The 20,566-nt window shown below is 39.6% G+C and carries 18 protein-coding genes, 1 pseudogene and 1 riboswitch; of the genes and pseudogenes, 16 read left to right on the top strand and 3 right to left on the bottom strand.

All coding sequences use genetic code 11. From position 1 onward, the window contains the following. Window positions 1–79: 79 nt before the first annotated feature. The 5 genes from FBF83_RS21390 (at window position 80) to FBF83_RS01130 (ending at window position 2,986) form a co-directional block, all read left to right on the top strand. A complete protein-coding gene (locus tag FBF83_RS21390) occupies window positions 80–310 on the top strand; it encodes a glutaredoxin family protein (protein ID WP_136945326.1) in 231 nt (76 codons plus the stop codon). A gap of 68 nt (window positions 311–378) precedes the next feature. After that, window positions 379–1,011, top strand: coding sequence for an SGNH/GDSL hydrolase family protein (locus FBF83_RS01145; protein WP_136945325.1), 633 nt, complete (start codon window positions 379–381; stop codon window positions 1,009–1,011). Between the two features lie 70 nt (window positions 1,012–1,081). Next, window positions 1,082–2,368, top strand: a complete 1,287-nt coding sequence (egtB, locus tag FBF83_RS01140; RefSeq protein WP_136945324.1) for an ergothioneine biosynthesis protein EgtB — start codon at window positions 1,082–1,084, stop codon at window positions 2,366–2,368. Next, window positions 2,365–2,592 (top strand): L-histidine N(alpha)-methyltransferase, encoded by a 228-nt coding sequence (locus FBF83_RS01135; RefSeq protein ID WP_136945323.1) that lies wholly within the window; start codon window positions 2,365–2,367, stop codon window positions 2,590–2,592. Before egtB ends, FBF83_RS01135 begins: the two co-directional genes overlap by 4 nt. Before the next feature lie 76 nt (window positions 2,593–2,668). Next, window positions 2,669–2,986: a thioredoxin family protein gene (locus FBF83_RS01130; protein ID WP_136945322.1), complete on the top strand. Its 318-nt coding sequence runs from the start codon at window positions 2,669–2,671 to the stop codon at window positions 2,984–2,986. Between the two features lie 23 nt (window positions 2,987–3,009). Here the strand turns inward: FBF83_RS01130 and FBF83_RS01125 are convergent, their stop codons facing one another. Then, the gene (locus tag FBF83_RS01125; RefSeq protein ID WP_136945321.1) at window positions 3,010–3,240 is read right to left on the bottom strand and encodes a hypothetical protein; all 231 of its coding nucleotides are present in this window, start codon (window positions 3,238–3,240) and stop codon (window positions 3,010–3,012) included. A gap of 228 nt (window positions 3,241–3,468) precedes the next feature. Further along, window positions 3,469–3,557, top strand: a riboswitch (cyclic di-GMP riboswitch). A 26-nt stretch (window positions 3,558–3,583) separates the two neighbouring features. Here FBF83_RS01125 and FBF83_RS01120 point away from each other — a divergent pair. The 4 genes from FBF83_RS01120 to FBF83_RS01105 all read left to right on the top strand — a co-directional run bounded on the left by FBF83_RS01120 (window position 3,584) and on the right by FBF83_RS01105 (window position 7,589). Beyond that, window positions 3,584–3,736 (top strand): anti-repressor SinI family protein, encoded by a 153-nt coding sequence (locus FBF83_RS01120; RefSeq protein WP_240687948.1) that lies wholly within the window; start codon window positions 3,584–3,586, stop codon window positions 3,734–3,736. A gap of 368 nt (window positions 3,737–4,104) precedes the next feature. Beyond that, the gene (locus FBF83_RS01115; RefSeq protein WP_136945320.1) at window positions 4,105–5,487 is read left to right on the top strand and encodes a glycine--tRNA ligase; all 1,383 of its coding nucleotides are present in this window, start codon (window positions 4,105–4,107) and stop codon (window positions 5,485–5,487) included. Window positions 5,488–5,550: 63 nt separating this feature from the next. Then, a complete protein-coding gene (locus FBF83_RS01110) occupies window positions 5,551–6,123 on the top strand; it encodes an HAD-IA family hydrolase (protein ID WP_136945319.1) in 573 nt (190 codons plus the stop codon). 62 nt (window positions 6,124–6,185) lie between these two features. After that, a complete protein-coding gene (locus tag FBF83_RS01105; protein ID WP_136945318.1) occupies window positions 6,186–7,589 on the top strand; it encodes an MFS transporter in 1,404 nt (467 codons plus the stop codon). A gap of 94 nt (window positions 7,590–7,683) precedes the next feature. On the opposite strand, the gene FBF83_RS01100 is transcribed toward FBF83_RS01105, so the two are convergent. Then, window positions 7,684–8,589 carry a LysR family transcriptional regulator gene (locus FBF83_RS01100; RefSeq protein ID WP_136945317.1) on the bottom strand — a complete coding sequence of 302 codons (906 nt, stop codon included), beginning with the start codon at window positions 8,587–8,589 and terminating at the stop codon, window positions 7,684–7,686. A gap of 176 nt (window positions 8,590–8,765) precedes the next feature. On the opposite strand from FBF83_RS01100, the gene gltB reads away from it, so the two are divergent. Both gltB and FBF83_RS01090 read left to right on the top strand, forming a co-directional pair. After that, on the top strand, window positions 8,766–13,355 hold the full coding sequence (gene gltB / locus FBF83_RS01095; protein ID WP_136945316.1) for a glutamate synthase large subunit: 4,590 nt from the start codon (window positions 8,766–8,768) through the stop codon (window positions 13,353–13,355). 14 nt (window positions 13,356–13,369) lie between these two features. Beyond that, entirely contained in the window at window positions 13,370–14,854 is a 1,485-nt protein-coding gene (locus tag FBF83_RS01090; protein WP_136945315.1) for a glutamate synthase subunit beta, read from the top strand. Window positions 14,855–14,894: 40 nt separating this feature from the next. Here the strand turns inward: FBF83_RS01090 and FBF83_RS21385 are convergent, their stop codons facing one another. Next, the gene (locus tag FBF83_RS21385; RefSeq protein WP_420875112.1) at window positions 14,895–14,981 is read right to left on the bottom strand and encodes a putative holin-like toxin; all 87 of its coding nucleotides are present in this window, start codon (window positions 14,979–14,981) and stop codon (window positions 14,895–14,897) included. Window positions 14,982–15,190: 209 nt separating this feature from the next. Between FBF83_RS21385 and FBF83_RS01085 the strand changes: the two genes are divergently transcribed. From FBF83_RS01085 to FBF83_RS21090, 5 genes and pseudogenes are all read left to right on the top strand, one after another. Then, window positions 15,191–16,135 (top strand): ring-cleaving dioxygenase, encoded by a 945-nt coding sequence (locus FBF83_RS01085; protein ID WP_136945314.1) that lies wholly within the window; start codon window positions 15,191–15,193, stop codon window positions 16,133–16,135. After that, window positions 16,132–16,737 (top strand): alpha/beta hydrolase, encoded by a 606-nt coding sequence (locus FBF83_RS01080; protein ID WP_169525230.1) that lies wholly within the window; start codon window positions 16,132–16,134, stop codon window positions 16,735–16,737. Before FBF83_RS01085 ends, FBF83_RS01080 begins: the two co-directional genes overlap by 4 nt. A 448-nt stretch (window positions 16,738–17,185) precedes the next feature. Further along, a complete protein-coding gene (locus tag FBF83_RS01075; RefSeq protein ID WP_136945312.1) occupies window positions 17,186–19,639 on the top strand; it encodes a S8 family peptidase in 2,454 nt (817 codons plus the stop codon). Between the two features lie 188 nt (window positions 19,640–19,827). Further along, window positions 19,828–20,190 carry a DUF948 domain-containing protein gene (locus FBF83_RS01070; RefSeq protein WP_136945311.1) on the top strand — a complete coding sequence of 121 codons (363 nt, stop codon included), beginning with the start codon at window positions 19,828–19,830 and terminating at the stop codon, window positions 20,188–20,190. A 152-nt stretch (window positions 20,191–20,342) separates the two neighbouring features. After that, window positions 20,343–20,423, top strand: a pseudogene (locus FBF83_RS21090) (uridine kinase); the annotation flags it as partial. Window positions 20,424–20,566 lie beyond the last annotated feature (143 nt).

The following is a 20,566-nucleotide window of genomic DNA, read 5'->3' as shown; positions in this document are numbered from 1 at the left end:
TTAATTCAAACTTTATTCCGAAAACGACCCTTGTAATTCAGCTTACATCAATTACATAGGTATTAATCGTATACTCATCATGTTAGGAGGTAAGGAATCTAACATGGAACAGCTTACATTATACACGATAACGAGTTGTATCAAATGTGTAAAAATAAAATCGTATCTTAAAGAGAAAGAAATTCCCTTCGAAGAAATAAATCTTTTTGACCAACCGCATAAACAACAAGAGTTGATTAACTATTCAGGCGATTGTAGTGTACCCACTATCATTTTTAAGGGAAAAGTCCTGAATAGTGGTGATCTCTAGGATGAATAGGAAGAACCAATTTGAGTCGATACGAATAAGGTAGATCAATTATTCAATGAGGTGTTTCTATGACAGATTATCCAATTCTTTATACTGCAATTGGAGATTCCATTACCCTTGGTACAGGCACAATTTTATTTTCACCTACATTTGTAGATTTTTACGCTTCAGCACTTACACGGGCTACAAATCATTGCATTGAAACAAAAACCTATGCAGAAAATGGTTCAACGACTGAAGATGTTAAACGAGGTTTAGCTTCGTCTTATATTTCGTTAAGGAAAACGACCATTGTAACATTAACAGCTGGGGGAAATGACTTAATTGATGCTGTGCAAGCTTTTGTGAAAACAAATGATAAAGCCATATTATATGAAGCTCTCCATAAGTGCTGCGAAAATATGAGCTGGATCGTGAATTATCTATCAACTGCTTTAACTAAACATGGTGACGATTATATGATAAGAGTGATCAATTTGTACAATCCGATTCCTGACCTCCCATTATCAAATTACTGGGTTCAGGCCTTTAACCGTCATATTTATAGCTGTGCTAAAGGAGAACACGTCAAAGTAGCTGATGTTTTTAATCTTTTCCGCGGAAGAGAAGGAAAGTTATTATCAGAAGATGGCATTCATCCCAACACATCAGGTCATAAAGTGATAGCAAGAGCACTTGTGGAAACAGGAATATGCTTATAAATGTTTAATTTAGAAGAAACGGTGGTAATTTTTGGTGTTACTACTATTACTAATATATGGGGAGGAACATATGGTACAACAATCCATTCAAACAAATGAATTAAGAAATCAATTGCTCCATTCATACGAGACGACACGAAAGATGACAAATAAATTAGTAGAACCTCTTGAAACCGAAGACTTTACCATACAATCTATACCGGATGTAAGTCCTCCAAAATGGCACATGGCTCATACAACATGGTTTTTCGAGACGTTTATTCTAAAAGAATATTGTGAGAGTTACCGTTCCTTTCATGAAGAATTCGATTACTTATTTAATTCTTACTATGAAAGTGTTGGAAGTTTCTTTCAGAGACATTCTAGGGGCCTTTTAAGTCGACCTAGTATTGAAAAGGTAAGAAGTTACCGTAAAAATATCGATGAAGAAATAACGAGATTAATTAAAGAAACAGACGAAAAGAAGCTATTTAAGATATCAGGGTTGATCGAAATTGGATTAAACCATGAACAACAGCATCAAGAGCTACTTATGACTGACATCAAATATAACTTTTCAATTAATCCACTTAAACCAGTTTACCGCGAACTTGAAATGAATTCTGATGCCAAAGCTTCTCCTTTAGAATGGGTTTCGTTTGAAGGAGGACTTGTAGAAACTGGGATCGATGATGAGGACGGTTTCTCTTTCGATAATGAACGTCCCGTACATAAAGTGTGGCTTGACTCGTTTGAACTTGCTACAAGAACTGTGACAAATGGAGAGTATCTTGCATTTATTGAAGATGGAGGGTATCAGCGAGCTGAATTCTGGTTATCAGATGGTTGGTCAACAGTAAAGAATCAAAAATGGGAATCGCCTTTACACTGGGAGAATAAAGATGGAGAATGGTATAATTTTACGCTTCATGGTTTGGGACCTATAAACAAGGAAGAACCAGTTACGCATATTAGCTATTATGAAGCAGAAGCATATGCAAGCTGGGTAGGTAAACGTCTTCCTACAGAAGCTGAATGGGAAGTGGCAGTAAGAGATCAGCCTATTGAGGGTAACTTTGTAGAGGATGGTGTCTATCACCCTGTTGCTTCAATTAAAAATGATGAAGGACAGCTACAAAAAGCATATGGAGATGTATGGGAATGGACTAAAAGTCCTTACATGGCATATCCAGGAAACAAACCACTTGATGGTGCATTAGGTGAATACAATGCTAAATTCATGAGTAATCAAATGATTTTACGAGGAGGCTCTTGTGTAACTTCTCAATCACATATCCGTCCTTCCTACAGGAACTTTTTCGGTCCTGATAAACGATGGCAATTTACTGGAATACGTCTTGCCGGAGATGTTGAATGATTAAGCATAAAGCAATATCCGAATCATCGATCAACTTCAAGAATAGAACAATTGGAAATGTAACGATTCCATTTAAAAATCATGAGACCATCCATACTGAAAATCCATATAAGTATAGTAACAGTGAGTTTCAGAAACTTGCATCTGCTTCTGGTTTTGTTCATGAAAAAACGCGGGCTGTTCGAGAAGGATTATTTAGTCTTGATTATCTCAGTGCTATGTAAAGAGAGTCACTTGAAAGACAATGAGAGGGTATTTCGGTATAATTGTTTTAACGCTAGTTACAAAGGGGAGAATTACATGAAAAAAATTGAAACAAATGATTCTTATCAATCATTTATTAACGATACGAATGTATCAATCTTAAAATATGAGGCGAATTGGTGTCCTGATTGTAAGCGTCTTGATTTTTTTATCGATGATATTATGACAGAACATGATGATAAAAAATGGGCTCAAATTGATATTGAACAGTTTCCTGAAATTACAGAAGAAAATGATGTGATGGGGATCCCAAGCCTTCTTATTTATAAAGAAGGTAAAAAGATTGGCCATCTTCACAGTGCTAATACAAAGAACCCTGATCAAGTAAAAGATTATTTAAGTCAATTTAAATAAAAGAGAGGGGGCTTCCCTCTCTTTTATTTTGTTAAAATATATTCAATTGTACCATCAGTAAGTGAATGGACGAAGGAAATGGAGTAGCCTATGCTTAAATAGATTGATAAGGTCTCCGTACATAATGGATGGAGTGGTTCTGTTGGGGCATGAAGACTACTAAAAAACGAAATAACTTTATTCGTGTCTTGGGTACAGCGAATAATTACAACATGTGTGCCGCTCCAAGCAGTGCCGATTAGATTTCTATTCATTAGAATACTTCCTTTATGATAGTAGTATAGTCATTATTAAGGTATGAGAAAAATAAGATCATGTTAGAATGAATTTTTTTTGAGAAATTAATAAAAATATTTTGAATTTTATATGAATTACTGGTATATTAGTAGCATATAACGTCACTGTTCTCTTAATTATTCAAAAACGTCACTGTTCATGTTGTATAACTTGGATTATTGTTGGAGTGTGTCATTTCTGAACTCTCCAGAAAAAGGCAAACCATCTTAAAGGGTGGGACGCAAAGACACAGGTCTAATGTTGGAATTCCAACGATGACGGCTGGTCCTCCTGGAAAACATACGAAGGAGGATGAAGAGAATGGCCGTGGCCAAGATAATGTCTAAAAAAATACTTGATCAAGAATGGGTTATTTTGATGAAAGCCGCTAAAGAACTAGGACTCCAAAAGGATGAGGTTCAAGCATTTTTAAGACAATATAATAAACCTACAACGATGAGACTACATAAATAATAAGAGCGATCAATAGATCGTTCTTTTTTTGGTGATAATAAGTAAAGAGATGTTCCAATTGAAATCCCTTGACTTTGGGTATTCATTTTTTGTATCATATGTCTTATCAATTGCATACATAATATGTACAACTGTGAAGGACAGATAGTAACCAGGAGATTACTTACTAGCGATTCAGGGATGGTGAAAGCCTGAAAAAATCTGGTGAAACGGCAGTCTGGAGTTGGAATTCTGAAAGTGGATGTATCATCACTATACATCAACTAGGGTGGAACCGCGGGTGCACAAGCTCTCGTCCCTGGACAATTACTGTCCATGGGTCGGGAGCTTTTTATATTTGAAGAGATTGAATAAAAGGAGAGATTGACATGAGTATTACAATGGAGCAAATTGTGTCTATATCGAAACACAGAGGCTTTATCTTTGCAGGGTCCGATATTTATGGTGGCCTTGCGAATACATGGGACTACGGTCCACTAGGTGTGGAACTTAAAAACAACATTAAGGGTGCATGGTGGAAGAAGTTCGTACAGGAGTCACCGTATAATAGCGGTCTTGATGCTGCGATTTTAATGAACCCGAAAACATGGGAAGCTTCAGGTCATTTAGGGAATTTCAATGATCCTTTAATTGATTGCAAAAGCTGTAAAACACGCCACCGTGCAGATAAATTGATTGAGGATGCTTTATCAACTGATACAGATGATATGATTGCAGACGGTCTTTCATTTGAAGAAATGGGTCGTTTAATTAAAGAAAATAATATTACATGTCCTGAATGTGGTAGCGATGATTTTACAGAAATTCGCCAGTTTGATTTAATGTTCAAAACTCATCAAGGTGTAACAAAGTCAAGCACAAGTGAAATTTACCTTCGTCCTGAAACAGCACAAGGTATTTTCGTGAACTTCAAAAACGTTCAACGTTCTATGCGAAAGAAAGTTCCTTTTGGAATTGCTCAAGTTGGTAAAAGCTTCCGTAATGAAATTACACCAGGTAACTTTACTTTCCGTACACGTGAGTTCGAGCAAATGGAACTTGAATTCTTCTGTAAACCGGGGAACGAACTGGAATGGCACGAGTACTGGAAAGAATATTGTAAGAACTGGCTTCTTAATCTAGGTGTAAGTGAAGAAAGCATTCGTCTGCGTGAGCATGCAGAGGACGAATTATCACATTATAGTAATGCAACAACAGATATTGAGTACAAATTCCCGTTTGGTTGGGGAGAGCTTTGGGGCGTAGCATCAAGAACAGACTATGACCTTAAGCAGCACATGGAACATTCGAATGAAGACTTTACCTACCATGATCAACAAACAGGTGAAAAATATGTGCCATATTGTATTGAACCTTCTCTTGGAGCAGATCGTGTGACACTTGCATTCTTAATTGAAGCTTATGAAGAACAAGAGCTTGAAGATGGAACATCAAGAAGCGTGATGCACTTCCATCCTGCTATTGCACCTTTCAAAGCAGCTGTTTTCCCACTTTCTAAGAAGCTTTCTGAAGAAGCGAGAGCAGTACATGCTGAACTAGCTAAATACTTTATGGTTGATTATGATGAAGCAGGTTCAATCGGTAAACGTTACCGTCGCCACGATGAAATTGGTACGCCGTATGCGATCACTTTCGATTTTGATTCAGTTGAAGATCAACAAGTAACAATCCGTGACCGTGATACAATGGAACAAAAGAGAATGCCGATTTCCGAACTGAAAAGCTTCCTAGAAGAGAAAACACAATTTTAACTAAAAGAGCCGCTCGAAGTGAGCGGCTTTTCTTTACTTATAAAAGATGAGAGGGGTTACACGATGAGAATCTTATGGGATTTTGATGGCACACTTTTTGATACATACCCAGCGTTTACTAGAGTAATGAGAGAACTAGTGCCTTCTGGAGTCAAAGAAGAAGATATTCTAAAGGAATTAAAAGTATCTTTCCATCATGCTGCAAGTTTTTTCAATTTATCAAAAAAACAAATAGAAACGTTTCGTGAAATGGATAATGCATTATCACCAGATGATAAACCACCATTTCCAGGATTGAAAGATATTCTAGAAAAAGCAGAATTGAATGTGATTATGACACATAAGCCTCGAGCAGAGGTCACTAGTATCCTGAAGCATTTTAATATGGAACATTATTTCAAAGATCTTGTTGCAGGAGATGATGGCTATCCTCGTAAACCTGATGCTTCTTCTTATCGATATTTACATAAAAAACATAACCTCGATCTTGCGGTAGGCGATCGTGTGCTTGATATCCTTCCAGCGAAGGAAATTGGTTTAAAAACGTGTCTTTTTCAAAACAGTGCACAAGGTGCTGATTTATATGTAACGAATTATAAAGACTTAAGCAAATTGTTATGGCCAACTTCTAAATAGATTAGTTCTTCATCTACTTGCTGAATACAGATATATGAATTGAAAGTGAGGGAAAATGAAGCGTGGATAAACAACTCCGATTTATACTAATTACGTTTCTACTCGGTGTGTTTCTTGGAGCACTTGATTCTGGTATTGTATCACCAGCTTTAACGACATTAATTGAGGAACTTGGAATTGACTTAAAATGGACAGTTTGGGTAGTAACGATTTATACGCTTGTATATGCAGTAAGTATGCCGATCGTTGGTAAACTAGGTGACTTATTTGGAAGAAAACGCGTTTTTCTTACAGGTATCGTCCTTTTCGCTATCGGGTCACTTATTGCAGGGTTAAGTCAATCACTGCCTTTTCTACTGACTGGTAGAGCGATTCAGGCTCTAGGAGGTGGAGGTATTATTCCGATTGCCAATGCAGTGATTGGTAGTAGCTTCCCTAAAGAAAAGCGAGGTATGGCCCTAGGGCTAGTTGGCGCAATGTACGGAATAGCGACTATACTCGGTCCAAACCTTGGAGGCTTATTTGTAGCACAGCTGAGTTGGAGATGGATTTTCCTTATTAATTTACCTATTGCCTTCATTATATTAATGATGGGTCTTAAACTACCTGAAGATCGTACAGAAAGTAAGCGACCATCACTTGACTTGAGCGGTGCTGCAGTCCTATCATTTGTCATTATTTCATTATTACTTGGACTAACGAATTTAGACACAAGTGACTTTTTTGCTTCTTTACAATCTGTGATTGTATGGCCACTGCTTTTACTTAGTATTTTGCTAATCTATCCGCTCGTCAAAGTGGAGAAAAAGGCGAAAGATCCAATTATTAAATTATCATACTTCACTGACCGAAATATCGTTCTAGCACTTCTGATTTCGACAATTACAGGTATTGGTATTATAAGCATGATATTCATACCATCCTTTTCTGAAATACTCCTCTCATTATCAAGGGGGCAGGGTGGATACGTTATGACGATTCTAGCTGTTGCTGCAGGTTTTGCTGCTCCAATTGGCGGAGTGTTACTTGATAAATGGGGATCGAAACAGGTAGTGCTTCTAGGTTTTACTTTAAGTCTACTAGGATCTCTCACTTTTGTTTTCGTTGCTCAGGGCTTTGTATCGCTATCGATTGGTATGATTCTCTCGGGTGTAGGTATTGGTTTTACGATGGGAACACCGCTTAATTACATTATTTTAGAATTAACACCTGATCGGGAAGCGGGGGCTGCACTATCTCTCGTAAGCTTATTAAGATCTATTGGTACATCCCTAGGGCCAGTTATCCTTGCTGGTTTCATAGCGACTTCTGGTGCTGAATCATTTAGTAGGGAGATGACGGAGGCAATTAGAGCAGTGGTTCTGATTGGCTATGAACAGATGTATCTTGCTAGTGCAGTTGTTTTTTTAATAGGTCTTGTTCTTGGGATTTTTCTTAAATTACCTTCCAAAACAGCTCCCAAATAATTTTCCGAATTAAGAAGCCAGGGGTGAGTTTGATTGAATCAAACTCACCCCTGGCTTTTATGTACTTTTTTGGCGAATTATAAATAAATACAAATTATTGCCCAAATCGGTTAAGAACTTCATAAAAATGGGTAAGGAATTCAAAAAACTTCCTTTCAGATGGAGCAAGTTCTCTCTCTTTAGGGATAATGACGCCAACAGTGCGAGTCACGTTTGGTTCAGATAGTTCAATTTTTACTGTTTCGCCTGGAAGCTGTTCTGAAAGTGTAATTTCAGGAAGGAGGCTTACACCGAGCCCAGCAGCCACAAGTCCTTTAATCGTATCGATATCTTCTCCTTCAAAGGCGATTCGAGTTTTAAAGCCAACCTGCTGACATGCTGTGGTAACAAGATGATGAAGAGCATAGCCTGATCGAAACAGAACGAATGGTTCATTCTTCAATTGTCCGAGTCTTAACATCGGATAGTCGGCTAGTGGATGTGAGATAGGGAGAAGGGCTAGTAGCTTCTCCGTGAAAAAAATATGCCCATCCACATCAGTCCGATCCTTCGGGACTGGGGAAACAAATGCGATATCGATTTCTCCTTTACTAACTGCATCCGTAAGGTCCTGAACTGAACCCTGCCTCAATTGAAAACCAACACTTGGATGCTCTTTTCGAAAAGCAGAAATAACGGTAGGTAACGTTTTGGCAGCTAGACTGTTTGGGAAACCGATTCGAATCGTACCAGTATCAGGATTTAGAAATTCGAACACAGCTTGTCTTGCGCGTTCAATCTCAGAGATAGCTGTTTCGGCGTGATCCATAAAGATGTGTCCAACTTGTGTCAGCTTAACGTTACGCCCCTCACGAATAAATAATTGCACACCGAGCTCAGACTCTAGATTGGCAATCTGTCTGCTAACAGCTGATTGAGCGACATGTAAGGAGGTTGCTGCCTCCGTTACATGCTCTCTTTTAGCTACTTCCATAAAGTAATAGAGTTGCCTGAGTTCCAATAAAAACGACCCTTTCTTCGATTCATATCAATAATAGATTAATTATATCTTAATTATATATTGAAAGCATTGGTTATAGCAATGTACAATAAGTGTAGAATATTTAAACAATTTCGACGTTATGGCGTTAAAGCGAGAAACCATAATGAATTGGGATAAGAGCGAGGAGTGGGATTATGGATAGAAGCAATTTTCCAGAGAAACAGGGATTATATGATCCAATTCATGAGCATGACGCTTGTGGCATCGGGCTGATCGCCAATATAAATAATGAGCCAGCACATCACATTATTGAAAAAGGAGTCTATATGCTTCGCCAGCTAGATCACCGAGGCGGACAGGGAAGCGATCCTGACACTGGTGATGGTGCTGGTATTATGCTACAGATTCCACATGAATTCTTTGTAGAAAACTCAGGTTTCAACCTTCCAAATAAAGGTGAATACGGAGTAGGAATGATGTTCCTACCAGTAGATAATCAGCTGAGACAGCGCGCAAAGCAAATTGTTGAGAATGCAATCAAGGAAGCAGGTCAAGAATTTATTGGCTGGAGAACGGTTCCTGTTGATGAGTCCACAATTGGAGAAGCTGCATGCATTGCTCAGCCTGTCATTCGACAGGTCTTTATTAAGAAAAGCGATATTTCCGCTGAAGAATTCGAGCGTAAACTTTACGTGATTCGTAAGAAAGCTGAAAAACAAGTAGCACTTGATTCACAGCTTTCCAAAACGAAGTATTACGCAGCTAGTTTCTCTAAAGATACGATTGTCTATAAAGGAATGCTTACACCAGAACAACTAGATAAGTTTTATCTTGATCTTAAAAACCCAAGTTTTAAATCTGCTTTTTCAATGGTCCATTCACGTTTTAGCACGAATACATTCCCTAGCTGGGATCGAGCGCATCCGAACCGTTACCTCATCCATAATGGTGAGATCAATACACTACGTGGAAATGTAAACTGGATGAGAGCGCGTGAAGGAGCGCTTCAATCAGACGTTTTTGGTAACGATATGCAAGACATTGCTCCAATCATTCGTCCTAATGGAAGCGATTCATCCTCATTAGACAATTGCTTGGAATTCTTGAACCTTTCAGGACGATCGTTGCCACATGCTGCAATGATGATGATTCCTGAACCGTGGGATCGGGACGCAACAATGCAGGATCCAAAGAAAGCGTTCTATGAGTATCATAGCTGTTTGATGGAACCATGGGATGGTCCAACAGCAATCGCTTTTACTAATGGCCGTCAAATTGGAGCGATGCTTGATCGAAACGGCCTGCGTCCTGCACGTTATATTATTACGGATGATGATACATTTATCCTTTCTTCAGAAGTTGGAGTTATCGAAATTGAAGAAGAAAAGATCATCGAGAAAGGTCGTTTAAGCCCTGGTAAGATGCTACTTCTCGATCTAGAAGAAAAGCGTCTTGTATATGATGAAGAGATCAAAGAACAGATTGCTAATGAGCTTCCATACCGAAAATGGCTTGATGAAAATCTAATGAGCTTATCAACAGTACCTGCAGCTGAACGTCAAATTGATGAGAAGGACCTTGTCAAAACGCAGCGTGCATTTGGATACACATATGAAGAATTAACAAAGAATATTGCACCAATGGTCACAGAAATGAAAGATCCAATTGGTTCGATGGGTAATGATGTACCGCTTGCTGTTCTATCTGAACGTCCACAGCTTTTGTTTAATTACTTTAAACAGCTGTTTGCGCAGGTAACAAACCCTCCAATCGATTCAATTCGAGAAGAATCCGTTACGTCTACAATGACGTTACTTGGACCAGAAGGTAATTTATTAAGTACTGATCCTGATAGCGCAAAAAGAATTCGTCTTGAAACCCCTATTTTAACTGAGGGTAGATTTGAGGCAATTAAAGCTTTAGATGAAGAGGATTTCCAAACTGAAACGCTAAGCTTGCTGTTTAATGCTGCACGCGGTGAAACTGAAATGGAGCACGCTCTACTTTCTTTGTTCCGTAAAGCAGATCGTGCAATTAAGAATGGAAAAACTATTCTAGTCCTTTCTGATCTTGGTGTTAACAGTGAAAAAGCAGCTATTCCTTCCCTTCTTGCTATTAGCGGACTTCATCACCATTTAATTAAGCGTGAGACGAGAACTAAAGTTAGTCTCATTGTTGAAACAGGTGAAGCGAGAGACGTACATCAATTTGCAATGCTAGTTGGTTACGGAACAGATGCAATTTATCCGTATGCTGCCTATGATTCCATTGCTCATATGATTCAGGATGGCACGATTGAAGGGTTCTCATTTGAAGAAGCTCTTGATAATTATATTGAAGCTGCGACAACAGGAATTGTTAAAGTAATGTCCAAAATGGGCATTTCTACTATCCAAAGCTATCGTGGTGCGCAAATCTTTGAAGCAATTGGAGTTAGCAATGAAGTCATTGACCGTTATTTCACAGGTACGGCATCACAAATTGATGGGATTCCAATTGATATTATTGCAACAGAAACACTGATGAGACATCATTTTGCTTATCATGATTCTGAATATAGTGACCTTACACTTGAAACAGGTAGTGAATTGCAGTGGAGAAATGGTGGAGAGCACCATTCATTTAATCCAAAAACGATTCATACCCTGCAACATGCTGCTAAAAGCAATAACTATGAGTTATATAAGAAATTCTCTGGTATGGCATTTGAAGAAAACTTAACGTATTTGAGACAGGCGATAGATTTTGGGTCGAATGAACCGATTCCAATTGATGAAGTTGAAAGTGTTGAATCAATCACACGCCGATTTAAAACAGGTGCGATGAGTTACGGTGCACTTAGTGGAGAAGCTCATGAGGCACTGGCGATTGCTATGAACCGTATTGGTGGACGAAGCAATAGTGGTGAGGGTGGAGAAGATCCTTCGCGCTTTACACCTGATGAGAATGGAGACTTGCGTCGTAGCTCTATTAAACAAGTAGCATCAGGAAGGTTTGGCGTTTCAAGTTATTACTTGAGTAATGCTGATGAAATTCAAATCAAAATGGCTCAAGGGGCTAAACCAGGTGAAGGTGGTCAGCTTCCTGGTAAAAAGGTTTACCCATGGATTGCAGAAGTTCGAGGCTCAACGCCTGGAGTAGGCTTGATCTCCCCGCCTCCACACCATGATATTTATTCGATTGAAGATCTTGCTCAGCTTATTCATGACTTAAAGAATGCAAATCCTTCTGCACGAATTAATGTCAAACTCGTTTCCAAAGCGGGTGTAGGTACAATCGCTGCAGGTGTAGCGAAAGGACTTGCAGATGTAATCCTCATCAGCGGATATGAAGGTGGAACAGGAGCTTCACCTAGAACAAGTATTAAACATGCAGGTTTACCTTGGGAGTTAGGTCTTGCTGAGACGCACCAAACCCTAGTCCTTAATGATTTACGGGACCGCGTTGTTCTTGAGGCTGATGGTAAAATGATGACTGGCCGTGACGTTGTGATGGCTGCCATCTTAGGTGCAGAAGAATTCGGTTTTTCAACTGCTCCTCTTGTTGTATTAGGTTGTATTCTAATGAGAGCTTGCCATCTAGATACATGTCCTGTTGGGGTAGCTACACAGAACCCTGAACTTCGCAAAAAGTTTATAGGAAGCCCTGATCATGTAGTAAATTACATGCAATTTATCGCACAGGAAGTTCGCGAAATCATGGCACAGCTTGGTTTCAGAACGATTGAAGAAATGATTGGTCGGACAGATGTGTTGAAAGTGAGCCGTCGTACGAAAGACCACTGGAAAGCAAGATATCTTGACTTAAAGCCGCTACTTTACCAACCACATGTATCTGATGAAGTAGGTCGATTTAACCAACGTAAACAAGATCATAATCTTGAAGCAGCACTTGATAATACGTCAATTATTCCTGCCTGTCTTGGAGCACTTGAAGAAGGGAAACCTTTTGAAGGTTCTTATACCATTCGTAACACAAATCGAGTAGCTGGGGCGTTGTTAGGGCATGAAATTACGAAACGGTATGGTGCAGAAGGACTTCCTAATGACCTTATCCGGTTGCACTTTAAAGGATCAGCAGGACAAAGTTTTGGAGCATTTGTACCTAATGGTGTCACAATGCATCTTGAGGGTGACGCAAACGACTATGTTGGAAAAGGATTATCAGGCGGTAAGTTAATTATCCACCCTTCATCTAAATCTGTATTTGCCCGTGATGAGAATACGGTTATTGGTAACGTTGCTTTCTATGGTGCTACATCTGGTGAAGCGTACATTAGCGGACTTGCTGGTGAGCGATTCTGTGTAAGAAATAGTGGGGTAAAAGCAGTAGTAGAAGGTATCGGGGATAATGGATGTGAATATATGACGGGCGGCCGTGTAGTTGTTCTCGGAAATACTGGGAAAAACTTTGCAGCGGGTATGTCAGGTGGAATCGCCTATGTTCTCTCTGAAGACCGTGACGCATTTATGCATAATGTAAACCCTGAAATGGTCCATATTGAATCATTAACAAATTACGAAGAAATTCTTGAGGTAAAGCATCTGATTCAGCAGCATGCATACTTTACAGATAGTCCTAAAGCGATTCGTTACATTCAAAATTGGAACGAATATGTAGGGAAGATCGTGAAAGTTATTCCAAAAGAGTTTAAGCGGATTACAAATTCGTTAGAAGAATTGAAAGAAAAAGGATACAAAGATGATGAAGCAGCATATGAAGTGTTCCAGCAGGCTAAGAACGGTCAAGTTAAACCACGACAAAGCGATCTGGAGCCGGTATAAGGGGAGGTAATCGATTGGGTAAGCCGACAGGTTTTATAGACTATCCTAGAGAAAAAGCACGTGAAAGAGATTTAACAACACGACTAAAAGATTGGGAAGAATATCAGCTTCCTCAATCTGAAGAAAGTTTGAAGACGCAAGGGGCACGCTGTATGGACTGCGGCACCCCCTTCTGTCACTCAGGTATTGAATTAAATGGAAGCGCATCTGGATGTCCACTCTATAATCTTATTCCAGAATGGAATCATCTCGTTTACCAGGGTAAATGGAAAGATGCTTTAGATCGTCTATTGAAAACGAATAACTTCCCTGAATTTACTGGTAGAGTGTGTCCTGCACCATGTGAAGGGGCATGTGTAGCAGCTATTCCAGATGATGCGGTTGCAATAAAGAGTATTGAGAAGGAAATCATTGATCGAGGCTTTGCTGAAGGTTGGATGACACCAAAACCACCAAAGAATCGTACCGGAAAGAAAATTGCTATTGTAGGTTCGGGCCCAGCCGGTCTTGCGGCAGCTGACCAATTAAACAAAGCAGGTCATTCTGTTACAGTATTTGAGCGCGATGATCGTATTGGTGGATTGTTGATGTATGGTATACCTAACATGAAGCTGGATAAAGATCTTGTTGAGCGTCGTGTGAAGTTGCTTGAAGATGAAGGTGTTGTGTTTGTTACTAATACCGAAATTGGTAAAGATGTAACACGTGAAGAGCTTCGTGAGGAACATGACGCTGTTATCCTTTGCACTGGTGCTCAGAAGCACAGAGACCTTCCGATCGAGGGACGTAAACTTGGCGGCATTCATTATGCAATGGACTATTTAAGAAAGAACACGAAAAGCTTATTAGATTCACATCTTCAAGATAAGCAATATGTTTCTGCAGAGGGTAAAAATGTTATTGTTATTGGTGGCGGAGATACAGGGGCAGACTGTGTGGCAACTGCGCTTAGACACGGTTGTAAAAGTGTTCACCAGTTCGGTAAACATCCACAATTAACAGCAGATCGTATGATAGATAATCCATGGCCAGAATTTCCAAAAGTGTTTACGCTGGATTATGCTTATGAAGAAGCACAAGCAGAGCACGGAGAAGATCCACGTCAATATTCAATCATGACGAAGAAGTTCGTCGGTGATGAGAATGGTGATTTGAAAGAACTTCATACCGTTACAATTGAGAAGCATATCGATAAAAAGGGTAACGTCTTTATGAAAGAGCTACCTGGTACAGAACAAGTTTGGCCGGTTGAGCTAGTATTAATCGCGATCGGTTTTACTGGTCCTGAAGAAGGCGTTTTAGAACACTTTGAAGTAGAGCAAGATAACCGCAAGCGTGCAAAAGCAGAATTCGAAGATTACAAAACAAATATTGACGGAGTCTTTGCTGCGGGGGATGTTCGTAGAGGGCAAAGTCTCATTGTTTGGGCAATCAATGAAGGACGTGGAGTAGCTCGCGAGACAGATCGATATCTCATGAATAAGACGGTTATGCCTTAAATACAGAAAGCACTCCTCAATGAGGAGTGCTTTTCTATTACTAAGACCGGTCTTTCGTGTGGATGATGGCGAGTACAAGAGCGGAAAAACTGACCATTAACGACAGGGCCTCAAATACGCTAAGCATCTCATCACTCCTTTACTATAGAATGTCTCAATATGGGGTTGTCCTATACGTGTAAACTAAACCATTTGACAGTCAAAGGAGTTTTCAATACACTTAAATCAAATATCTCGAATTAAAGATAAACATCTAAATAAATTCGAAGATTAGAAAGTTCTATAGACGGGAACTTTGTAGAATGGATGTAAAATTGTAAAGGAGAATAGCAATTTATGAAGCATACGACAGGAATTCATCATATAACAGCAATTGTAGGAAATCCGCAGGAAAACGTTGATTTTTATAGTGGAGTATTAGGGCTCCGACTTGTTAAGAAAACAGTGAATTTTGACGATCCAGAAACATATCATCTTTATTTCGGCAATGAGGAAGGTGCACCAGGTACCATAATGACGTTCTTCCCGTGGTCAAACGCCCACGAGGGTACGATTGGATCTGGTCAAGTTGGCGTAACGAGCTTTGTGATTCCACAAGGTAGCCTTACGTTTTGGAAGAAGCGTCTAACGAAATTAAATGTCGAGTTTGGAGAGATGACACGTTTTGGAGAGGACGTACTTACGTTTGATGACCCTCATGGATTGCACCTTGAGCTTGTAGAGCGAGAAGAGGGTGAACGTAATACGTGGAACTTCGGTGGAGTTGATAGGAAACATGCTATTAAAGGATTTGCAGGCGCAACGCTATTAACTGGAAAACCGGAATCAACTTTGCAAGTTCTTGAAGAAATACTTGGGTTTGTTCGAGTAGCAGAAGAAGAGGATTTCGTTCGACTTAAATCGAGTGATTCTATCGGTAATACGATTGATGTCAAGAAAACGCCTCTTTCATCAGGGAGAATGGGTTCTGGCACAGTTCACCACATCGCATTTCGTGCGAATGACTTTGAAGACCATGAAGAGTGGAGAAGTTTACTAGAAGAGAACGGGTATAAACCAACTCCAGTTGTTGATCGCCAGTACTTCAATGCGATTTATTTCCGTGAAGAAGGCGGTATATTGTTTGAAATCGCAACAGACCCTCCAGGCTTCGCTAAAGATGAAGATCCAGAAGAAATGGGTAAGGAGCTCCTTTTACCACCGTGGCTTGAAGAGAAACGTTCACAGATTGAGAGTTTTCTTGAGCCTGCTAACGCAAGAGTTCTTAAAGGTGATAAATAATGAAGCATATCTTCAAAAAAGGTAATGAGGAACTTCCTGTTCTATTGTTATTACATGGAACTGGTGGTACGGAAGAAGATCTTCTTCCGCTTGCTGAGTTAATTGCGCCAGAACATTCCATTTTAAGTGTAAGAGGAAATGTATCTGAAAATGGCATGCCACGTTACTTTAAAAGACTTTCAGAAGGTGTATTTGATGAGGAAGATTTGATTGAACGTACACATGAGTTGAATACGTTCATTGATGATTCAGCAAAGCAATATGACTTTGACCGAAATAATGTCATTGCGATCGGCTATTCAAATGGTGCTAATATTGCCGCAAGCTTACTGTTTCATTATCAAAATGCGCTTCGTGCCGCCATCCTTCATCATCCAATGGTGCCATTAAGAAACCATTCACTTCCTGACCTTAGTAAGAAATCGATTTTCATTGGGGCTGGTGAAAATGATCCAATTTGTCCAGCCGATGAAACAAAAGAGCTCGAGCAGTTATTAAATAATGCTGGCGCTGAAGTTACCGTTCACTGGGAAAAGTCAGGTCACCAGTTAACACAGTCAGAAGCTTTGAAAGCAGCAGAATGGTTTAAAAGATATAGTTGATGTTTAGAGGAGTAGCCAATCAGGCTACTCCTTTTTTGATTGGCTCTTTTCTAAAAGATTGTTGCTTTTGAAAAAATTTGGTATAAGGAACCAAACTTAGCTAATTGGAGCGGAAGGATGCTCGACTCTTGCGGGACTAGCGGGACAGGTGAGACCCCACAGGCACGCCCAAGCGTGCCGAGGAGGCTCACCGCCCGCCCCGCGGAAAGCGAGCATCCTGGAGCGGAAATTAACCCTCTCATATAGCAATAATGTGTACGAAAAGAGCCGTTCTAAAAGATTATTGCTTTTACTGAGGTATCGAAAGTAGTACCCTATACTACTTTTGGATGATGACTATATAGTTCTTTCCCTTTTGCCATTTAAAACCTTTAGTGAATAGAAATAGGCTTGTTTTAATTACATAATTAAAAGTAAGAAAAATAAGAAAATTAAAGGAGGAAAATGGATGAAGCTAATTTATGTACTTGTACTGTCGTTATTAATAACTGTAGCATTTGGTTCTACTCCACAGTCATATGCAGAAAATGCTGCTGTGGTTGATCCTGAATTAACAGAAATGATGGCTAAGGAAAAAGGGCCATATGAAGTAATTGTAACCTTTAATGGCGATGGTGCTCCTACAAATGCTCAATCAAGTTTACTAGAGGATATCGGGGTAAAAACTGGATTAACGTTACATAACCTCCCGATGGCTGGAGTTATTGCAACAAAAGATCAAATTAATACGCTCGCTAAAAATGATTTGGTTCGTTCGATTTACTTAAATAAAAAGCTAGAATACTTCAATGCAGATGCTACGGCTTTAACAGGTGTTGATAAGGTTCGTACAGATGATGAAATGCGAAAAGAAAATGGTGGCATGCCTGTAAGTGGGAATGGAATTGGAGTAGTTGTGAATGACAGCGGAGTAGATGGTACGCACAAAGATCATGAACTTGGAAAAAATTTAGTACAGAATGTGCTAGGTTCAACTAATCTTAATAGTCTATCTCCAGGATTACTTCCTGTTACATATCAGGAAGACGTCGCTAATACTGATACGAACTCAGGACATGGTACTCACGTTGCAGGTACTGTTGGAGGCACTGGAGCAATGTCAGGTGGGAAATATGAAGGTGCAGCTCCAGGTGCAGACCTAATCGGATATGGATCAGGTGCAGCACTTTTCGTTCTTGATGGAATTGGTGGATTTGATTATGCTTTAACGCACCAATCTCAATATGATATTCGTGTGATTACAAACTCATGGGGTTCATCAGGTGAATTCGACCCTAATCATCCGATTAATATTGCTAGTAAAAAAGTATACGACCGAGGCATTGTCGTATTATTTGCAGCAGGTAACGAAGGTCCTAGCGAAAATACACATAATCCCTATGCAAAAGCACCATGGGTTATTTCAGTAGCTGCAGGTGAAAAAGACGGTACGTTAGCTGATTTCTCATCACGTGGCACAAAAGGAGTAGGTGGCACATTTGAGATGGACGGTGAGACTTGGACATGGGAGGATCGTCCGACTGTAACAGCTCCAGGTGTGGATATTGTTTCAACGCGTGTTATTGCTCCAGTTAGTTCTCTCGGTGCAACAAGTGATGTTGAAGGCATTGATCCTGCTCATATACCGTTTTATACAACAATGAGCGGAACTTCAATGGCTACTCCTCATGCAGCGGGTGTTGTCGCATTAATGCTAGAAGCTAATCCTGCTTTATCACCGGCCGAAGTGAAAGAAATCGTACAAGCAACCGCTACAAACATGCCAGGATATGAAGCATGGGAAGTTGGAGCAGGATACTTAAATGCTTACGCTTCAGTTGATACTGCATTTGGAGATACAGGATATGGTGACACAGTTAATATGAATCAAAAGTTTACTAGTTCTGTAGAAGCAGATACATTAAGAAAAGACTTTACTATTGATTATAATCCAGTAACGCTCACATCGAATAATCAGTATGCGTTTGAAGTTGACTCAGGGTTAACAAACCTAGTTGCCAAAGTAAATGCAGGAGGTCTATTAGGAGAGACTGGTAATCCGGTCAACCTTGTCCTAACTGCTCCAGATGGTACTGAGTACAGTTCAGGTATCAGTTTATTGTTTACCTTATCGACAGATAGAACTGTTTCTGTGAATGCTCCAATTAAAGGCACATGGAAGGCAGAGATTAGAGGTCTAAGAGGCGATGAAGCAAATCCAACTTCTGGTGTATCGTTTCCGGAAAAGGTAAAAGGAAGTCTTGCTTTTACAAAAGTTAGTGGATTCTCTGGTTTAAATGATATTGAGGGACATCCAGCCTCTTCTGCAATTAAAACTGGTGTGAAAGAAAGACTTTTTGATGCTAACAATAAGGGTAACTTTATGCCAGATCAAAAGCTACAAAGAGGAGATTTAGCCAAATATTTGGTAATGGGAGCAGAAATACGACAAGCTACGAATCAATCATACAGCGATGTTTCTTCCAAACAAGCTCCATACGTCGCAGCAGTAACTGAAGAAGGAGCATCATTCCGTGATGCAACACATAGGCAGCAGGGAGTTATGCTTGTTGACGGTCAGAAATTTAATCCCAAATCTTCTGTAACAAAAGCAGAATTAGCTTACTCTCTTGTGCAAAGTCTCGGACTTCAAGAAGAAGCACAGTCAATTAAGGGTGATCTAACTGTTCAGTATCGAGATGAAAGAATAAATATTGAAGACGCAGATTCAGTGCCTGAGCACCTTAAAGGTTACGTTCAAGTCGCACTTGATCTCAATATTATCAATGCTAACTTTAATATTTTACAAGGTAGTTATGATATCGAGCCTACTGTAACTGCAACGTTCAGTCCGAACAGAGACGTAACTCGTGGTGATTTTGCTGTTGCGATAACAAGATATTTTGAAGCTTACCTAAAATAATTCCTCTAATTAGTAAGATTGGAATAAGTATGGTAGATATGAGAAAATGTTCCTTCAGTTATAGGGGGCTTATCCGAAATTACGGATAAAGCTTCCTTTCCTTGTTTTAAGGTCTCTAGCTCTAGTAACTAAGGAATGTCCTAACCCTTCTCCTCATAGACTTAGAGAGAAGAAGGGAGGTGGTCTCAATGCTTGAGTGGAGTGCTACCATTGTAGCTATCGCGTTTATTATTCTCGTCGTCTATTTGATTATGACATTACGAAAGGTCATGGCAACACTGGCTGAAACAAAGGAGACGCTGTCTGGCGTCCGGAAATCCGTAAACGGCATTACAGATGAAGCAGAAGAACTGATTCATAAAGCCAACGAAATTTCGGTTGATGTAAAAGGGAAAATGGAAGCCGTTGATCCTTTAATCGAGTCCGCTCATGATGTAGGGGATATGATACACGATGTAACAAGTTCAATAAAAAGAACTGCTTTGCATAAGAACAATAAGAAAACCATTCATACACAGGAAAGTCAGGGTGTGCAAATTAAATTGAAATAGGGAGAAAGAGGCTGGGTAAACCGGTCTCTTTTTTAATTGGTGAGCTTCCGACAGCAAGCTATCCCTAATTTGCATTCTAAGTACAAAATAAGACCGCTGTGGGCTTCTTTTTAATGAGTATGTTTTAGTTTTAATGCGGATCTCTTTTTACTATATGGGTTGATTGTCCACGAGAACTAAGGCTTATACGAGGTCATGATAGAGATGGTGAAGAGGCTCGTGATATGTGGGAGATAATTGGTAGATTTCATTCATTTTTGTATCTCGTATTAGACAAGCATTATCTTTGACAACTATGAATTTGTACATCTAAACAGAAGCCGTTACCCGTTTGGGCTTTCTTTATTTGTAAAAAGTATCTATTTAAGGTGTATAA

It is taken from the genome of Guptibacillus hwajinpoensis (assembly GCF_005144865.1).
Lineage (GTDB): Bacteria > Bacillota > Bacilli > Bacillales > Guptibacillaceae > Guptibacillus > Guptibacillus hwajinpoensis_A.
Note: the sequence above shows the minus strand (reverse complement) of the source record. Positions and strands in the feature narration are given on the sequence as shown.